General features: G+C 73.7%; 14 protein-coding genes and 1 pseudogene. 8 read left to right on the top strand and 7 right to left on the bottom strand.

Features of this window, described 5'->3' with window-relative positions; all coding sequences use genetic code 11:
* Positions 1-339 precede the first annotated feature (339 nt).
* The 3 genes from ACFYMU_RS31825 (at position 340) to ACFYMU_RS31815 (ending at position 3,256) form a co-directional block, all read left to right on the top strand.
* Positions 340-1,017, top strand: coding sequence for a maleylpyruvate isomerase family mycothiol-dependent enzyme (locus ACFYMU_RS31825; protein WP_388380786.1), 678 nt, complete (start codon positions 340-342; stop codon positions 1,015-1,017).
* 146 nt (positions 1,018-1,163) lie between these two features.
* The gene (locus ACFYMU_RS31820; protein ID WP_388380783.1) at positions 1,164-1,871 is read left to right on the top strand and encodes a copper homeostasis protein CutC; all 708 of its coding nucleotides are present in this window, start codon (positions 1,164-1,166) and stop codon (positions 1,869-1,871) included.
* A gap of 149 nt (positions 1,872-2,020) precedes the next feature.
* Positions 2,021-3,256, top strand: a complete 1,236-nt coding sequence (locus ACFYMU_RS31815) for a trypsin-like serine peptidase (protein WP_388380780.1) — start codon at positions 2,021-2,023, stop codon at positions 3,254-3,256.
* A gap of 58 nt (positions 3,257-3,314) precedes the next feature.
* On the opposite strand, the gene ACFYMU_RS31810 is transcribed toward ACFYMU_RS31815, so the two are convergent.
* Complete coding sequence (locus tag ACFYMU_RS31810; protein WP_388380794.1) at positions 3,315-5,330, bottom strand: HelD family protein; 2,016 nt, start codon at positions 5,328-5,330, stop codon at positions 3,315-3,317.
* Between the two features lie 509 nt (positions 5,331-5,839).
* Between ACFYMU_RS31810 and ACFYMU_RS31805 the strand changes: the two genes are divergently transcribed.
* Entirely contained in the window at positions 5,840-6,040 is a 201-nt protein-coding gene (locus ACFYMU_RS31805; protein WP_388380777.1) for a hypothetical protein, read from the top strand.
* Between the two features lie 30 nt (positions 6,041-6,070).
* Here the strand turns inward: ACFYMU_RS31805 and ACFYMU_RS31800 are convergent, their stop codons facing one another.
* Together ACFYMU_RS31800 and ACFYMU_RS31795 are read right to left on the bottom strand one after the other, a co-directional pair.
* Positions 6,071-7,714, bottom strand: a complete 1,644-nt coding sequence (locus ACFYMU_RS31800; protein ID WP_388380774.1) for a DNA repair helicase XPB — start codon at positions 7,712-7,714, stop codon at positions 6,071-6,073.
* Positions 7,715-7,780: 66 nt separating this feature from the next.
* Positions 7,781-10,447 (bottom strand): helicase-associated domain-containing protein, encoded by a 2,667-nt coding sequence (locus tag ACFYMU_RS31795; protein ID WP_388380771.1) that lies wholly within the window; start codon positions 10,445-10,447, stop codon positions 7,781-7,783.
* A gap of 210 nt (positions 10,448-10,657) precedes the next feature.
* Between ACFYMU_RS31795 and ACFYMU_RS31790 the strand changes: the two genes are divergently transcribed.
* Together ACFYMU_RS31790 and ACFYMU_RS31785 are read left to right on the top strand one after the other, a co-directional pair.
* The gene (locus tag ACFYMU_RS31790; RefSeq protein WP_388380768.1) at positions 10,658-11,659 is read left to right on the top strand and encodes a hypothetical protein; all 1,002 of its coding nucleotides are present in this window, start codon (positions 10,658-10,660) and stop codon (positions 11,657-11,659) included.
* Between the two features lie 34 nt (positions 11,660-11,693).
* The gene (locus tag ACFYMU_RS31785; RefSeq protein WP_388380766.1) at positions 11,694-12,311 is read left to right on the top strand and encodes an HAD family hydrolase; all 618 of its coding nucleotides are present in this window, start codon (positions 11,694-11,696) and stop codon (positions 12,309-12,311) included.
* Between the two features lie 114 nt (positions 12,312-12,425).
* On the opposite strand, the gene ACFYMU_RS31780 is transcribed toward ACFYMU_RS31785, so the two are convergent.
* On the bottom strand, positions 12,426-12,692 hold the full coding sequence (locus ACFYMU_RS31780; protein WP_388380764.1) for a hypothetical protein: 267 nt from the start codon (positions 12,690-12,692) through the stop codon (positions 12,426-12,428).
* Positions 12,693-12,866: 174 nt separating this feature from the next.
* On the opposite strand from ACFYMU_RS31780, the gene ACFYMU_RS31775 reads away from it, so the two are divergent.
* Entirely contained in the window at positions 12,867-13,250 is a 384-nt protein-coding gene (locus ACFYMU_RS31775) for a cold-shock protein (RefSeq protein ID WP_388380761.1), read from the top strand.
* An 8-nt stretch (positions 13,251-13,258) separates the two neighbouring features.
* On the opposite strand, the gene ACFYMU_RS31770 is transcribed toward ACFYMU_RS31775, so the two are convergent.
* The gene (locus ACFYMU_RS31770) at positions 13,259-14,113 is read right to left on the bottom strand and encodes a 1,4-dihydroxy-6-naphthoate synthase (RefSeq protein ID WP_388380758.1); all 855 of its coding nucleotides are present in this window, start codon (positions 14,111-14,113) and stop codon (positions 13,259-13,261) included.
* A 188-nt stretch (positions 14,114-14,301) separates the two neighbouring features.
* Here ACFYMU_RS31770 and ACFYMU_RS31765 point away from each other — a divergent pair.
* A pseudogene (locus tag ACFYMU_RS31765) lies at positions 14,302-15,552 on the top strand (RNA-guided endonuclease InsQ/TnpB family protein); the annotation flags it as partial.
* Here ACFYMU_RS31765 and ACFYMU_RS31760 read toward each other — a convergent pair.
* Together ACFYMU_RS31760 and ACFYMU_RS31755 are read right to left on the bottom strand one after the other, a co-directional pair.
* Positions 15,500-16,210 carry a futalosine hydrolase gene (locus ACFYMU_RS31760; protein ID WP_388380790.1) on the bottom strand — a complete coding sequence of 237 codons (711 nt, stop codon included), beginning with the start codon at positions 16,208-16,210 and terminating at the stop codon, positions 15,500-15,502. The pseudogene ACFYMU_RS31765 and the gene ACFYMU_RS31760 sit on opposite strands and share 53 nt — an antisense overlap.
* A 26-nt stretch (positions 16,211-16,236) precedes the next feature.
* Positions 16,237-16,698, bottom strand: a complete 462-nt coding sequence (locus tag ACFYMU_RS31755; RefSeq protein ID WP_388380756.1) for a DUF2771 domain-containing protein — start codon at positions 16,696-16,698, stop codon at positions 16,237-16,239.
* Positions 16,699-16,759: the final 61 nt, after the last annotated feature.

The following is a 16,759-nucleotide window of genomic DNA, read 5'->3' as shown; positions in this document are numbered from 1 at the left end:
CGTCGCAATCCACACCGAACCGGAAGGCCCTCACCTGTTCAAGATCCCTCAGCCGAGACCTGGCTCACCCGTCCACAACCTCCCCGGACAGAACAACTAGTGCCCCAACAGGCAACGTTCGCCCCGTCGCGACGCCCGGCACGCTCCCCCAAGCTCTTCGAGCAGGGGGACCCCCACTCGCCGCACCAGCCGGAAGCCCACGTACATCCAGTACGAGGACTTCCGGCCGGCACGCCGAGAGCACGCTCCCCCACTCTCGGCTCCGCTCGAGCGGGGGGACCCCCACGACGCCGCTCCTCGACGGGCGAACGTTGCCTGTTGGGGCACTAGCGTGGTCCCATGACGACTGCAGACCTGCACGACGACGTACGGGACCCGGATCTGCCGGGCCGCCTGCTGGCGGTCGAGCGTGACGCCCTGATTCCGCTGCTGCGGGCCCGCCCTGACGCGGACTTCGCGCTGCCGACCGCCGCATGTCCCGGCTGGACGGTGCGGCATGTGCTCGCGCACTGCTCGGCGGCTCTGATGCGGGTGGTGGAGAGCCGCTTCGAGAAGGGCGTGTTCAGTCCGGAGGCGAACGAGCGCGACATCGCCGAACGCGCCGCGTGGAGCAACGCCCAGGTCGTCGACGAGCTCGAGCACGGGATGACCGAGGCGGGGGCCGCGATCGCGAGGGCGGGCGGGGTGCTCGACATGGTGGCACTGGGCGAGTGGGTGCACGCCGGTGACGTGCGGGAGGCGTTCGGGGAGCCGGGGGCGTACGCGGGCGACGGGCTGCCCCACGCGCTCGTCCTGCTCGGCCATGTCTCCCGCGTGAAGAAGCACGTCCCGCTGCACGCGGACCTCGACGACGCCGACGAACCGCTGCTCCTGGGCGAGGTGAGCGGAGCGCGCCCACCGGCCCGTTACATCGGCGACGCGTCCACGCTCGTACGGCTCTACTCGGGCCGCCCGTTGACGGGGGCGCCCTACGAACTGGCCGGCGTGGAGAAGGCGGAGCTGAACCTCTTCGGCTGACCACCCCGCGGTCGTGCCCCTGGTCGTACCCGTCGTACCTCGCGGTCGGGTCCCGGCGTCGTACCCCGCCGCCGCACCCCGGCGTCGTATCCTTGGATTGGACTAGACCTGTAGCCGCTCCGGGGAGCATCGACGGAAGGGGTCCTATGAGCACGCGTGCAGTCCTGGAGGTGATCGCCCTCGACGTCGAGGACGCCGTCGCCGCCCAGGCCGGAGGCGCGGACCGCCTGGAACTGGTCACCGACATGGCCGCCGACGGGCTCACCCCGCCGCCGCGCACCTTCGCCGGGATCCGTGCCGCCGTCGACATCGCGCTGCGCGTGATGCTCCGGCCCCGGGGCGGGTTCGGGGCCGGCGACGTCCCGTCGCTGCTGCGCGCCGCGCGCGAACTGCGTGCCGCCGGTGCCGACGAGTTCGTGCTCGGGTTCCTCGACCGGGACGGCGGGCCCGACCTCGGTGTGCTGGAGCGGCTGGCCGCGGAGCTGGACGGGTGCCGCTGGACCTTCCACCGTGCGATCGACCACTGCGCCGACCGCCCCCGGCTCCGCGGACAGCTCGCCGACCTGCCGGGCCTGGACACCTACCTCACGGCGGGCTCGGCGGCCGGCGTGGACGACGGCATGCCCACGCTCCTCGCCGAGGCGGCCCGGCGCGGCGAGCCGGGCCACACCCAGCGGCTGCTGGTCGGCGGCGGCCTGCGTCTCGACCACGTCCCGCAGCTGCTCGCGGCGGGCGTCGACGCCTTCCACATCGGCGGCGCGGCCCGCCCGCACGGCTGGAGCGCACCGGTGTCGGCGGAGGCGGTGCGGGAGTGGCGCACGGCCGTCGACGGACTGCCGCCGCATGCCGCCTGATGCCATGTCACGAAGTGGTGGCGGCCGGGTAGCCGTTGTGTTCTGAGCCTTCCCCCCGCGGCCGGCGCGTGGGCGCCGAGGTGCATAGTTGAGGGCGCTTCGGCTGCGCCGGAGCATGACAACTTTCCGTCACAGGGGGACTCTGCTCCATGCCATTCATACGCCGCCGCGGCGTCACGGCCGCTGCCGCCGTGATCGCCGCGGTCATGGTGACCGCCACGGCCTGCGACAGCAAGACCGACGACAGCAGGGCGTCCGCCTCGTCGTCGGGCCGGGCGGACCAGAAGGACACGGGTGTCGACACCGGCCAGGACGGGGGCGGGACCTCGATCGGCGGCTTCAAGCTGCCGGACGGCATCCCCACCGACCTCACCGGTGAGGCCCTGCGGAAGTGGAGGGACGGCGGCTGGAAGGACTTCAGCAGCTGGAAGTCCAAGGCCGAGGACTTCGCGAACCCGTACATCAAGGACTTCTGGACGCCGGAGCGGCTGGCCGAGGCGAAGGCCGACATACCGGCGGTCCCCGAGGCGAGCAGCATCAGCTCCGGCTCGGGCGGCACCACCAAGGTGTACGCGCCCGACGGCACGGTGAAGCGGAAGGCGGCCACCCGGGTCCCGGCGACGTACCACCGCTACGCGCCGCCCGTGGGCAAGCTGTTCTTCAGCACGCCCCAGGGATCCATGGTGTGCTCCGCGGCGGTGGTCACGGACCCGGCGCACCCCGGCAAGTCCAACCTGGTGTGGACGGCCGGGCACTGCGTGCACGCGGGCAAGGGCGGCGGCTGGTACCGCAACATCGCCTTCGTCCCGTCGTTCAACAACGGCGCCCGGTACGGCATCCAGCAGGCGACCCGGAACGCCCGCTCCTCGGCGGTCTCCCCGTACGGCATCTGGTGGGCCAACTGGGCCACGACGTCCCAGGCGTGGATCAGCGGCGGTGCCCACCGGGCCACCGTGGCCTACGCGTACGACTACGCCGTGCTGCACGTCAAGCCGGAGAAGGGCCGCAAGTCCCTCCAGGAGATGGTCGGTTCGGCGCTTCCGGTGTGGTTCGGCGCGCCGGCGGCCAACAAGGCCAAGGGCCTGAAGCTGCGCGGCTACCCGGCCGAGGCGCCCTACGACGGCTCGAAGATGTACGACTGCCGCGGCGCCACCAAGCGCCTCGTGCTCGGCTACAGCTACCCGAGCAAGTACCCGGCGCAGTACATGATGGGCTGCACGATGAACGGCGGCGCCTCCGGCGGCCCGTGGTACACGACGCACAACGGCCGGACGTACCTGGTCTCCAACAACTCCCTGAGCGACCGCAGGACCTATGTCAGCGGTCCGCACCTCGGTGACAACGCCAAGCAGGTGTACCTGGCGACCAGCAGGAAGTTCAAGTAGGGCGGCCGGCCCGAGCAGGGCCGGACCGCTCCAGGCCCCCGGCGCCGGGGGCCGCGAGTCACCCCCGGCCCGCCGGCGCGCCGCCGAGGTCGACGCCCGCCGGGCGTGGCCGGCCGAGCTGCGGTGGCAGCGGCGCCGCGTGCGTCACGATCAGGCCCGAGACCGCCCGGGTCAGGGCCACGTACAGGCGGCGCAGGCCGGTCCGCTCGTCCGGTTCGCCGTCGACGACCGCCTGCGGCTCGTCCAGGACCACGTAGTCGTACTCCAGGCCCTTGGCGAGCGAGGCCGGGACCAGGGTCAGCCGGGTCTCGCGCGTCGTCTCCTCGCCGGGACCCAGGTAGGCGAGGTCCGCGGCGGTGAGTGCCTCGGCGAGCGCGGGGACGCGGGCGTCGGCGGCGATCAGCCCGGTCGAGCCCTCGTTGCGCAGCAGCTCGGCGCACGCGGCGACCACCTCGGCGGCCGCGCCGACCGCACGCACCTGGAAGAAGCCCGGGTTCTCGCGCACCGACGCCACCGGCGTCAGGTCCGGCGCGATGTGCGGCAGCAGCCGGGAGGCGTACGCGATCACGTCCGTCGGCACCCGGAAACCGGCCGTCAGCTCCTCGACCGCCGCCCCGGACTTCCCGAGGTGGGCGAGCGCCTGCTGCCAACTGCGCGTCGCCCAGGGCGTGGTGCCCTGCGCGAGGTCGCCGAGGACGGTCGCCGAGCCGGTGGTGCAGCGCCGGCCGACGGCCCGGTACTGCATCGGTGAGAGGTCCTGCGCCTCGTCCAGCACGACGTGCCCGAGCGAGTGGGTGCGCTGGACGAGGTCGGTGGTCTCGTCGATCAGCACCGCGTCCGCGGGCGACCACTTCGCGGACTTCACGGAGCGCACGGGCTTCGCCCAGAGGATCTCCTTCTGCTCGTCCGCGTCGAGGATCCCGTCCGCGTGCGCGGCCAGGAAGCCGGCGTCGGTGAGCAGCCGCAGGACGAGCCTGGCGGGGTCCACGGGCGGCCAGATCGCCTTGACGGCCGCCTTCACGGCGGAGTTGCGGGCGACGGCGTCCTGCACGCGGTCGTCCGGCGCCTCCCCGGCCCGCTCCATCTGGACCAGCACGGCGTGCGCGATCCGCTGCGGCAGGGCCTCACGGGCCGCGCCGTAGCGCATGTCACGCTCCAGCAGCTCCCGGACGATCTCCTCCAGGTCGTGGGCGGGCACCCGCCAGCGCCGGGAGCCGCGCACCACCACGACGGGCTCGGTGGGCATCGTCACCTGTGCGCGGACGGCCCTGCGCAGCACCTCCGCCATGCGTGCGTCGCCCTTGACGACCGCGGCGGACGCGGTGTCCGTCCCGCGCACCTCCACGTGGGCGACGAGGTCGTCGACCGTCGCCTGCCGGACCTCCAGCTCGCCGAGCGCCGGGAGCACCTGCTCGATGTAGTGCAGGAAGGACCGGTTCGGTCCGATGACCAGGGTGCCGGTGCGGGCGAGCCGCTCGCGGTGGGCGTAGAGGAGATAGGCGACGCGGTGCAGGCCGACGGCGGTCTTCCCGGTCCCCGGGCCGCCCTGGACGCAGACCGTGCCGGACAGGCCGCTGCGCACGATCTCGTCCTGCTCCGGCTGGATGGTGGCCACGATGTCGCGCATCGGGCCGACACGCGGCCGCTCGATCTCCTGCTGGAGCAGCCTGCTGGTGGTGGGCGCCTCGGCGGGGTCCGAGAGGTGCTCGTCCTCGTACGCGGTCAGGTCGCCGCCGATGTAGCCGAAACGGCGGCGCAGCGCGATGTCCATCGGGTCCTTCTTGGAGGCCCGGTAGAACGGCTGCGAGACGGGTGCGCGCCAGTCGATCACCATCGGATCGCCGTCGGCGTCGTGGACGTGCCGACGACCGATGTAGAACCTCTCTCCCTCCGCGCCCTCGGCCCGGTCGGCGCCGGGCGCGTGGAGGTAGTCGAGGCGGCCGAAGAACAGCGGCGTGTGGCTGAGGTCGGCGAGGGCCTTGATGCGCTCGTCGATCTGGCGGGCGAGGACCGCGGCGTTGACCCAGTTCGCGGTCACGTCGCGGATGTCGAGGTTCTCCGCGTCCTCGCGCATGGCGCGCAGCGCGGCCCGGGAGGCTGCGAGGTGGGAGCGCTCACGGGCGAGGGGGCCGGTGCCGGGCGGGCCGGAGAGGGGGTCGGGGGCGGGGCCGGGGGCGGACGGGGCTGACGGGATGGACACGGAAAGGTGCCTCCGGGGCATGGCCGCGCGCCGGTCGGGGCACGTGCGCCCACCGGCCGGTGCGGTGACGGGTGGCGGTTCTGCCGTCCGGTTTCCGTCCGGACGGCGGCTCTCCGTGAAGGGAGGCGGGCAAGAGACGGGATTGTAGGTGACGGCCGGATGTGGGGGCCAACGGTTTTCCGTGGTCCCGCGCCCCGTCCGGCGCGCGGGCCGCAGCGCCTCCGGGGGCTTCGCCCCGGTCTCCGCGGGCCACGCCCCGTTCGCCCTAGGGGACGCCCTCCCCCTGGAGTACTACACGGGGCGGCCCACAGGGGTACGGCCGGCTGCGCAGGTTACACCCTTGGTCCGACGCCATCCGGGGTGGCCGGTTCCACCATGGAGACATGAGTGCAGCAACCTTCTCCCCCGTCCCCTCACGGCACGGTCCGCCGCCCGGCGCGACCGCGCTCGACGACGGCCACCCCCGCCACCGCCTCGGCGACGCCCTGCGTGCCCTCAAGGTGTACGTGGGCGCCGTGATCGACGTCGTCCTCCTCGGTGAGTACGGCGAGGAGGAGGGCGTCCGTCGCCGGCACGTCGTCTGACCCCCGGCCCTGCTCACTGCCCGGTCCTGCTCAGTCCCCGGCCAGCAGCTCGTCCGCGTCCACGATCCGGTAGGCGTACCCCTGCTCCGCCAGGAAGCGCTGGCGGTGCGCCGCGAAGTCCTGGTCGATGGTGTCGCGCGCCACGACCGAGTAGAAGTGCGCCTGATGGCCGTCGGCCTTGGGCCGCAGCACCCGCCCCAGCCGCTGCGCCTCCTCTTGGCGCGAGCCGAACGTCCCCGACACCTGGATGGCGACCGTCGCCTCCGGCAGGTCGATGGAGAAGTTCGCCACCTTGGAGACGACGAGCACGCTGATCTCGCCCTCGCGGAAGGCGCCGAAGAGCTTCTCGCGCTGGGCGTTGGACGTCTCGCCCTTGATGACGGGGGCGCCCAGGTGCTCACCCAGCTCGTCCAGCTGGTCGATGTACTGCCCGATGACCAGGATCTGCTGCCCGGCGAAGCGCCGCACCAGGGCCTCGGTCACCTTCCGCTTGGTGTCCGTGGTGGCACAGAACCGGTACTTCTCCTCGGTCTCGGCGGTGGCGTACGCGAGCCGCTCGGCCTCGGTGAGGTTCACCCGGACCTCCACGCAGTCGGCGGGCGCGATGTACCCCTGGGCCTCGATCTCCTTCCAGGGCGCGTCGAACCGCTTGGGCCCGATGAGGGAGAACACGTCCGACTCGCGGCCGTCCTCCCGTACGAGGGTGGCGGTCAGACCGAGCCGCCGCCGCGCCTGCAGGTCCGCCGTGAACTTGAAGACGGGCGCGGGCAGCAGGTGCACCTCGTCGTAGACGATCAGCCCCCAGTCGCGGGAGTCGAACAGCTCCAGGTGCGGGTAGACGCCCTTCCGCCTGGTCGTGAGCACCTGGTACGTGGCGATGGTGACGGGCCGGATCTCCTTGCGCGTACCGGAGTACTCGCCGATCTCCTCCTCGCGCAGCGAGGTCCGCCGCACCAGCTCGTGCTTCCACTGCCGGGCGGAGACGGTGTTCGTGACGAGGATGAGGGTGGTGGCCTTGGCCTGGGCCATGGATCCGGCGCCGACGAGGGTCTTGCCGGCGCCGCAGGGCAGCACGACGACGCCGCTGCCGCCGTGCCAGAAGTTCTCCACGGCCTGCTTCTGGTAGGGCCGCAGGGCCCACCCGTCCTCGCGCAGCTCGATGGGGTGCGCCTCGCCGTCCACGTACCCGGCGAGGTCCTCGGCGGGCCAGCCCAGCTTGAGCAGCACCTGCTTGATCTGCCCGCGCTCCGACGGATGCACGGCGACGGTGTCGTCGTCGATCCGCGCCCCGACCAGCGGCACGATCCGCTTGGAGCGCAGCACCTCTTCGAGGACGGGGCGGTCGGTGGACGTCAGCACCAGGCCGTGGGCCGGGTGCTTGCTGAGGGTCAGCCGCCCGTACCGGTCCATGGTCTCGGCGATGTCGACGAGCAGCGCGTGCGGCACCGGGTACCGGCTGTACTGCACGAGCGCGTCCACGACCTGTTCGGCGTCGTGGCCGGCCGCTCGCGCGTTCCACAGGCCGAGCGGGGTCACCCGGTAGGTGTGGATGTGCTCGGGCGCGCGCTCCAGCTCGGCGAACGGCGCGATGGCCCGACGGCAGTCGTCGGCCTGCTCGTGATCGACTTCGAGGAGCAGGGTCTTGTCGGACTGAACGATGAGCGGACCATTCACGCGGGCACCCTTTCCATGCGGCCGATCCGGGCGGCCAAACGTCCAGTGTGCCTCATACGGGAACGATCACAGCTGGCCGTCGTCCAGCTCCGCCACCCCGGTGACCCTGTGCAGGGGATACGTGCGGACCTCGTCCGCCGTGTGGTCGTACGCCGTGACGAAGCCGCCCTCCACCCGGACCGGGGCGATCAGGCGCTGGGTGGCGGCGCCCTCGGCGTTGACGTAGCCGATCCAGAGGGAGTCGCCGGTCAGGACGGCGGCCTGCATGGTGGCGAGGGTCTCGGCGGACGTGGTGCGGGGCAGCTCGCCGCCCGCGCCGCCCGTGCCGGGGGCGCCGGTGGCCTTGAGAGGGGCCGTGGCGGCCAGGTCACCGGCGCGGATGGCACGGAGCGCCGCCGTCAGGAGCGTGGCGTCGGGGGCCCGGGGGCCCTCCGGGACCGGCTCCGGAGGGGTGCGGGGCGGGGTGCGGTGGGCGTGGGCGCGGGTGACCAGGACGTCGCCCTCCGCCGACTCCGCGGCCGGGGCGAAGCCCATCGCCCGCAGCCCCTCCAGCAGCGTGGCGGGGTCGGCCTCGGCGGCCAGGACCGTCGGGGCCAGGCGCCGCAGCCGCAGCGCGGCCGCCCGCCGGTCCGCGACGATCTCGTTCAGCAGGGCGTCGTCGTCGCAGCGCACGTAGGCCGAGGCCGCCCCCACGCGCAGATGGCCGTGTCTGCGGGCCACGTCGTCGATCAGGTACGCGAGCGGCTGCGGGACCGGGGTGCGGGAGTGCGTGGCGAGGAACGCGTGCAGGTCGGACGCGGTACGGCCGGCGTCCAGCGCCCGGCGCACGGTGGCGGGCGTGAAGCGGTAGACGGTGGCGCCGCCCTTCGACTCGACGTCCGCGAGCACGTCCAGCATGTCCGCCAGCGGTCGCCGGAGCGGGCCGGGCGCCACCGCCGTCAGGTCCGCCTGGAGCAGGACGTGGTCCAGCGGTTCGGGCAGCAGCGGGGCCAGAAGCCGCGCGGCACGGGCGGCGGCCGCCGCCCGCTCGGACGCGGTCAGCGGCTCGGGGAGGCCGGGGCGGTGGTGCGGCCGGTGGACGGGAAGCTTGTCGCCGGGACCCGCGGGGGCGGCCTCGGGGGCCGCAGGGCCGGAGACCGGCCGGGCGGGGGCCGGCGGGTGGTCCGGGTGCGTGCCGAGCAGGGCGCGGCCGTGCGCCGACAGGGCGCCGCGGCCCGTGACGCCCAGCAGCTCCGCCTCGGACAGCGTCCAGCGGGCCAGGCGGGTGCGCAGGTCGTCCGCCGCGGGCTGGGCCGCCCCTCTCGGCGGGCGCTCCCAGCGCAGGCGGGCCAGCACCGAGTCGGGGGTCGCGGCGGTGCCCTCGGGCAGCCCGGCGAGCAGCGTCAGGACACGGTGGCGGACCTCCGGTGCGGCCGAGCGGTCCAGCCCGGGGCCGAGCGCGGAGAGCGTACGGTCCTTCGCGTCCCGGCCGCCGACCAGTCCCGCGGTGCGGGTCGCGGCGAGCCACGCCGTGGCCAGCCGGCTCCAGCGCTCGGGGGCGGGCAGCTCCCGCCACTCGTCGTACGCCGGGGTCGCCGCGTAGCGCTCGTCGGCCTCGCCGTCCGACGCCAGCAGGCCCGCCGCGTAGGCGAGTTCGACCCAGAAGGCGGCCACCGGCTCGGGCACGCCGAGCGCCACGGCCGTCCGCTTCAGATCGCGCACGCTCAGGCCGCCCGCGCGCAGCACCGGCGGCCCGCCCTCGTCCCAGTCCTTCAGCAGGTCCTCGACGGTCGAGAGCGCGGTGTACGCCTGACCGGCCGCCGTGGCGTCCACCGTCCCGGGACGGTGGGTGGCGGCGGCCTCCACGGCGGGCGGCAGCGGCTCGGCGCGGCGGTGCGCGCGGCCCCCGCGCAGGTGCAGGGCCACCTGGCGGGGGAGGACGACCGTGCCCGGGGCGGTCGGCAGCAGCAGACCTCGGTCGAGCAGCCAGCGCAGGTGGGCCGCGGGGGCGGCGGTGACCTGGCCGTACGGAGGCCCCCACACCAGCCGGGACAGGACCTCCAGGGAATCGGCGGGGGCGGTGTCGAGCAGCGCGGTCATCCGGGCGCGGTCGGTGAACAGGCCCGTGAGCGAGGCCACGGCGGACACCGCGTCATGGGTGGCCGGCAGCCCGGCGGCGGCCAGGATCTCCTGGACCCGGCCGGGCGACATGCCGGCGGCGGCCTCCGCCACGGTGGGGCCCAGGCCGGTGGGCGAGGGGTGCTGCGGGGACGGGGCGAGCAGCTCCCGGGCCGTGCGGACGAGACGGAGGCGGTCGTCGGGGCCCCAGACGAGGGCCTGGTCGCGGAGGGTGGCGAGGGCGCGGGGCAGCGCCTCGGCGACCACGGGCCCGGCCGCGGCGTCGGTGAGGGTGCCGGCCGCGGTGGCGGCCTTGTGGCCGTCGTCGCCGGCCATCAGGGCGACCAGCTCCTCGTACGACGCCGGGTCCGAGGCCACCGCCAGCGCCTCCGCGGTCTGCAGCGCGAACGTGTCCAGGCGTTCCAGCGCGCGGACGACGCTCGCGCGGGTGGCGGCGCGGGTCGCGAGCTGGGTGAGGTCGGTGGGGACGGGGGCGACGAGATCCGGACGGGCGCGGAGGAGGGCGGCCAGGGAGGCGTCGTCCCGGGCGCGCAGGGACTCGGCCAGCGAGCGGGGGGCGGCGGTGCCGCTGCCGGTGGCCGGGGGGTCCTTGCGTGAGCGCTCCTCGGGGGTCATCCGCTCAACCGTAGCGGGTGTGCGGCAGGGGCGGCCCCGGCGGCGTCGGGACGATGCCGTACGGGCCGGCCCGGTGGCCGGGGCGTCAGGGGGCGGCCGGGGCGGCGCCGGTGACCGGCCGGCACGGTGCGGCCGGGGCGCTCCGGCGGGGCCGTACGCGGTACCGTCGTCGCACAGGGTGTCCAATGTGCCCGTCCCGGAGGGGACTTCGTGGGGATCGAGAGCGACCAGCTGGTCTTCGACTATCTGAGCCGGGTCGGGGACCTGGCGCAGCAACGGCAGCTGCCGTCGGCCGCGCGCATGCGGCTCGTGTCCGGACTGCGCGACGAGATCGACCGGCGCCGGTCGAAGTCCCCGGTCGACAGTCCGGTCGCCGTGCGCCGCATCCTGTCCCGCCTCGGCAGCCCCGACGAGCTGGTCGCCGCCGCGGCCGTCGGCGCGGGCGGCGCCCCCGGGAGCCGTCCCGCCGCCGTGCCCGTCCAGCGCGCGGACGAGCCGGACGACCGCCCCAGGGGCCTGCGGCGTGTCGTGCCCCGCCCCCGTCCCGCCGAGCCCGGCCCGGCCGCCGCCTCGGGCAACGCCGCCTCCCCGCCCCACCTGGCCGGTGCGCACGAGCTCGGCGACAGCGCCACTCGGCCCGACTGGTGGCGCGTCGAGGGCGGACCCGGCGGTCCCGGGGGAGGCTTCGGGCTCGGTGACTCCGTACCGGGGTTCGTCGGGGGTGTGGAGGTCCCCGAGCTCCTGAAGCCGCCGCCGGGCGGCACGGCGAAACCGGCGGGTGAGGCCGAGGGACAGGAGCCGGAACCGGCCGCGGAGGCCGTTCCCGCCGCCGAGGAGACGGCCGCCGCGCCGCGCCGCCGTCTGCCCGGCCTCACCGGCTGGGGCAACCCCCTGCTGCTCCTGGCCGCGGGACTCCTCGTCGCCGGCGCGGTCCTCCGCAGCTGGCCGGCGCTCGGCCTCGGCTGGCTCATCGCGTGGGCCTCCCGTCGGCTCAGTCCCACCGAGTCCAAGTGGGCGGTGATGGGCCTGCCCGGCGTGGTCGCGGCCGGGGGCCTGGTCTGGCTCTGGGGCCGTACGGAAGGGCGCTGGGGCGCCCCCGTCGCCGAGGGCCACATGAACGACGCGATCGCCCAGACCTGGCCATGGGTGGTCCGGGGCGCCGCCCTCGCCTCGGCCCTGTACCTGGTGTGGCGCTCGCGACGCGGGCGATGACCCCGGTCCCCGGCCCCCGGGGACAATGGCCCGTATGACGTCTCGCGCCCTCACCGTCGGCTTCGACCTCGACATGACCCTGATCGACTCCCGGCCCGGTATCCACGCCTGCTACCAGGCGCTTTCCGAGCGGACCGGGACGTACATCGACGCCGATCTGGCCATCACCCGGCTCGGGCCGCCGCTGGCCGAGGAACTGGTCCACTGGTTCCCGGCGGAGCGGATCGACGCCATGGCCGAGCTCTACCGTGCGATGTATCCCGCCATCGCGATCAGCGCGACGCCGGCCATGGCCGGCGCCCGCGAGGCGATCGCCGCGGTGCGGGCGGCCGGCGGGCGCGCGATCGTCGTGACCGCGAAGTACGAACCCAACGCCGAGCTGCATCTGGAACACCTCGGCATCGAGCCGGACGCGCTGATCGGCGACCTGTGGGCCGAGCGCAAGGCGGAGGCGCTGCGGGAGCACCGCGCCACGGTGTACGTCGGCGACCACATCGGCGACGTCCGCGGCGCCCGCATCGCCGAGGCGTACTCCGTCGCCGTCGCCACCGGCCCCTGCGACGCCGGCGAACTGCGGGCCGCGGGCGCGGACGTCGTCCTCGGCGACCTCACCGAGTTCCCGGCCTGGCTGACGGCGTACACGCCCCGGTGAGGACGCGGTGAGGACGCGGTGAGCACGCGGTGACTCGGGTCGCCGGGCCGTCGGGTCGCGAGGCCGTCGGGCCGTCGGACCGTCGGGAACAGGCCATCGACGCCGGGCGGGCGGCTACGCGCGGGCCCGGGGTGAGGGGGTCGCACGCGCCCGCCTGCGGCCCTCCGCGATCGACCGGAGCATCCCCGCACCGGCCATCAGGAAGCCCAGCCCCATGAGCATGCTCAGCCCGAACATGTACGACGGGAAAGGCTTCGTCCCGAGCAGCAGCGGGGCCACGGTGACCAAAGTGGCCGCCGCTCCGACGAAGAAGACGATCGCACCGGCGCGGATCAGCCAGTCGCCGGCCGCGGGGGAATTCGCTTGGGTTTTGTCACGCACCGGACCAGGGTAGTTCCCAGCGCGAGGAACAACTCGGCGACGTCTTGTCACCGGCCCCCGGACCATTAGCCTTGGTACCGGCGGGTCCACGCGGCCCGCCGTAGTCCTATCCGGGGCAGTTTCCCGCACGCTTTGCAGACGCAGTTTCCGACGAGTACGAGGACGAGGACGGACGTGCCCACCGGCAAGGTCAAGTGGTTCAACAGCGAGAAGGGCTTCGGCTTTCTCTCCCGCGACGACGGCGGCGACGTCTTCGTCCATTCCTCGGTTCTCCCCGCCGGAGTCGATTCACTCAAGCCGGGACAGCGCGTGGAGTTCGGGGTCGTGGCCGGCCAGCGCGGCGACCAGGCGCTGTCCGTCACCCTTCTGGAGCCGGCGCCCTCGGTCGCGGCCGCGCAGCGCAGGAAGCCGGACGAACTGGCATCCATCGTCCAGGACCTGACGACCCTCCTGGAGAACATCACCCCGATGCTCGAGAAGGGCCGCTACCCCGACAAGGCGTCCGGCAAGAAGATCGCCGGCCTGCTGCGCGCCGTCGCCGACCAGTTGGACGTCTGACCCGGTCGTCACGGGAAGGCGAGCGCGTCCGGGCCGAGGGGCGGCAGCAGCCCCTCGGCCGCCGCGCGCGTGAGCAGTCCGCGGACCGCCGCGTAGCCGTCCTCGCCCAGGTCGGCCGTGAACTCGTTGACGTACAGCCCGATGTGCTGGTCCGCCACCGCCGGGTCCATCTCCTGTGCGTGCTCCATGACGTAGGGGCGCGACGCCTCGGGGTCGTCCCAGGCCGCCCGCACGGACGCGCGGGCGGATTCGGCGAGCAGCTTCAGCGTGTCCGCGCCCAGGGACCGCTTGGCGATGATCGCGCCCAGCGGAATCGGCAGGCCGGTGGTCCCCTCCCAGTGCTCGCCCATGTCGGCGAGCTTGTGCAGCCCGTAGGCGCGGTAGGTGAACCGCGCCTCGTGGATGACGAGACCCGCGTCGACCCGCCCGTCCCGCACCGCGGGCATGATCTCGTGGAACGGCATGACGACGACCTCGCCGACGCCTCCGGGCACCGTGTCCGCGGCCCAGAGGCGGAACAGCAGATACGCCGTCGACGTCTCGCTCGGTACGGCGACCGTCCGTCCGGTCAGCGCGGTCCCCGGCTCCCGGGTGAGCACCAGCGGGCCGCAGCCCCGGCCCAGCGCGCCGCCGCACGGCAGCAGCGCGTACTCGCCGAGGACGTACGGCAGGACGGCGTACGACACCTTCAGGATGTCGAACTCGCCGCGCTCGGCCATGCCGTTGGTGACGTCGATGTCGGCGAAGGTGACGTCGAGCGCGGGCGCGCCCGGGATGCGGCCGTGGGCCCAGGCGTCGAAGACGAAGGTGTCGTTGGGGCAGGGGGAGTAGGCGATCTGCAGGGGCGTGCCGGATGCGGTCATCAGAACTCCTCCGTGGATACCCCGGCCTTCAGGCCAGGGTGGGGGTACCTCCCGCTTGCGGGGGAGAAACGAAGCTCCTGCGAAGCAGGGCAGGGAAAGGCGAATCGCCGCCAGGGCGATCCGGCGTCTGCGGTCACCGGCCGACAGACGCCGTTCACAGGGAAACTGATAGCGTGTGAGATGCGGCGCAGCAGGTCAAGCGGGCGTTCAAGTACCGCTTCTACCCCACGGACGAGCAGGCAGCCGAGCTGTCGCGCACGTTCGGCTGCGTCCGTCTCGTGTACAACAAGGCGCTGGAGGAGCGCACCCGGGCCTGGTACGGCGAGCAGCGCCGTATCTCCTACGTTCAGTCGTCGGCCGCGCTGACGGAGTGGAAGAAGACCGAGGAACTCGCCTTCCTGGCGGAGGTGTCCTCCGTTCCGCTCCAGCAGGCGCTGCGCCACCTTCAGACGGCGTTCGGGAACTTCTTCGCCAAGCGCGCGAAGTACCCCCGGTACAAGAGCCGGAAGAAGTCGTGTGCCTCGGCCGAGTACACCCGTAGCGCCTTCACGTGGCGCGACGGGCGACTGACCCTGGCCAAGATGGCAGAGCCGCTGGACATCCGCTGGTCCCGGCCCCTTCCCGAAGGGGCGGAGCCGACGACGGTGACGGTGGCCCGCGATGCGGCCGACCGCTGGTTCGTGTCCCTGCTGTGCGAGGACACCATGATCCCTGCGTCCGCCGCCACGGCGGCCGTCGGTATCGACGCCGGGGTCACTTCCCTGGTGACGCTGTCCACCGGGGAGAAGATCTCGAACCCGAAGCACGAGCGGCGCGACCGCGCCCGCCTGGCCCGCGCGCAGCGGGAGCTGTCGCGGAAGGCGAAGGGCTCGGCGAACCGGGCCAAGGCCCGGCGCCGCGTCGCCAGGGTCCACGCGCGGATTGCCGACCGGCGCCGCGACTTCCTGCACAAGCTGTCGACTCGGCTCGTCCGTGAGAACCAAACGGTCGTGATCGAGGACCTCACCGTCCGCAACCTGCTGAAGAACGGCCGCCTCGCGCGCGCCATCTCGGATGCGTCGTGGACGCAACTGCGCTTCATGCTGGAGTACAAGTGCGCCTGGTACGGGCGCGAACTCGTCGTAATCGACCGCTTCTTCCCCAGCTCCAAGCTGTGCGGAACCTGCGGCACGGTCCGAGAGAAGCTGCCGTTGAACGTCCGTGAGTGGACGTGCGAGTGCGGCGCCGTGCACGACCGCGATGTGAACGCGGCACGCAACATCCTGGCCGCCGGGCTGGCGGCGTCCGCCTGCGGAGACGGTGTAAGACCTCAACGGGAATCCTCCCGGACAAGGCGGTCGTCGGTGAAGCAGGAACCCCAGCGGGCGACCGCTGGAATCCCCCGCCTCAAGGCGGGGGAGGAAGCCAAGCCTGTGTCCAACTCTCCAGCAGGGGTGTGAGCTTCCCGAAGCCCTCGGTGAGCGTCGTGAGGGCGTCGCCGATCCGCCAGGCGGCGCGGTCGCGCGGGCCGACGGGGTTGGAGACGGCACGGACCTCCACGACCGGGACGCCGTGCGCGGCGGCGGCCTCGGCGACCCCGAACCCCTCCATGGCCTCGGCGAGCGCCCGCGGATGCCGGGCGCGCAGCGCGGCGGCGCGTGCCGCGCTGCCGGTCACGGTGGAGACGGTGAGCACGGCCCCGGTGAGTCCACCGGTCGCGGCGACGGCCTCCCGTACGAGTGATACGGGCGGCTCGTGGTTGACGGTCCCGAAACCGAGGTCGGTGACGGGCAGGAAACCCTCCGCGGTCTCGGCGCCGAGATCGGCGGCCACGATGTCGTCGGCGACGACGAGCGAGCCGACCGGCGCGTCCGGCGTGAATCCGCCCGCGATGCCCGCGACGACCACCAGGCCGTAGGGGGCTCCCGCGAGCGCGGCGGCGGTGAGCGCGGAGGCGGCGGAGGCGGCGGCGAGGGCGGGGCCCACGCCGGTGGCGACGAGGTCGAGGGCGCCGGTGCGGTGCACGACCGCCCCGGGGAGGCGGACCTCGGTGAGCGGGGTCGAGAACGCCCTGGCCACCGCGTCCCGTTCCACGGGCACCGCGGTGGCCACCAGGATCCGACCCCGGGCTGCCGGCTCTGTGGTCAGGAGTCCTTCTTCAGCTTGAAGGTCCACAGGCCGGTCACCGTGTTCTCGCCCGCCTTGACGGACACGAGGGTGGAGTTGCCGCTCGCCCCGTACTGCGCGTTGAAGAACACGCTGCCCGGGATCGTGCGGTAGGTCTTCTTGCTGGCGTCGGTCAGCGGCTGGCCGTTCATCAGGATGGTCCAGCCCTTGTCCGCGACCTCCGGGTCCACGCCGAAGCGGACCGTCTCATCGGGGTCGACCTTGATCGACTTGATGTCCTTCGACTTCAGGCACTTCGCCAGCTGCGGGGTGGGCACCACCTTGCCGTCGTTGTAGCAGTCGGTCTCGGAGCTCACCGAGTTCCTGCCGACCGTGATGGTCGCCAGCGGCGTCGGCTTCTCACAGGCGGACAACAGCAGAAGTCCGGCGGAAACGGCGCCGAGGGCGGCTACGGCGCGTCGGGAACGCAGTGCGGTCATGGCCGAAGGCTATCGGGCGCCCCCGGCCGGCCCCCCACGTGGGGTGCACGACGTGCCGCGC

This window comes from Streptomyces sp. NPDC007264 (assembly GCF_042869095.1).
GTDB lineage: Bacteria > Actinomycetota > Actinomycetes > Streptomycetales > Streptomycetaceae > Streptomyces.
This window is presented reverse-complemented; position numbering and strand designations above follow the sequence as displayed.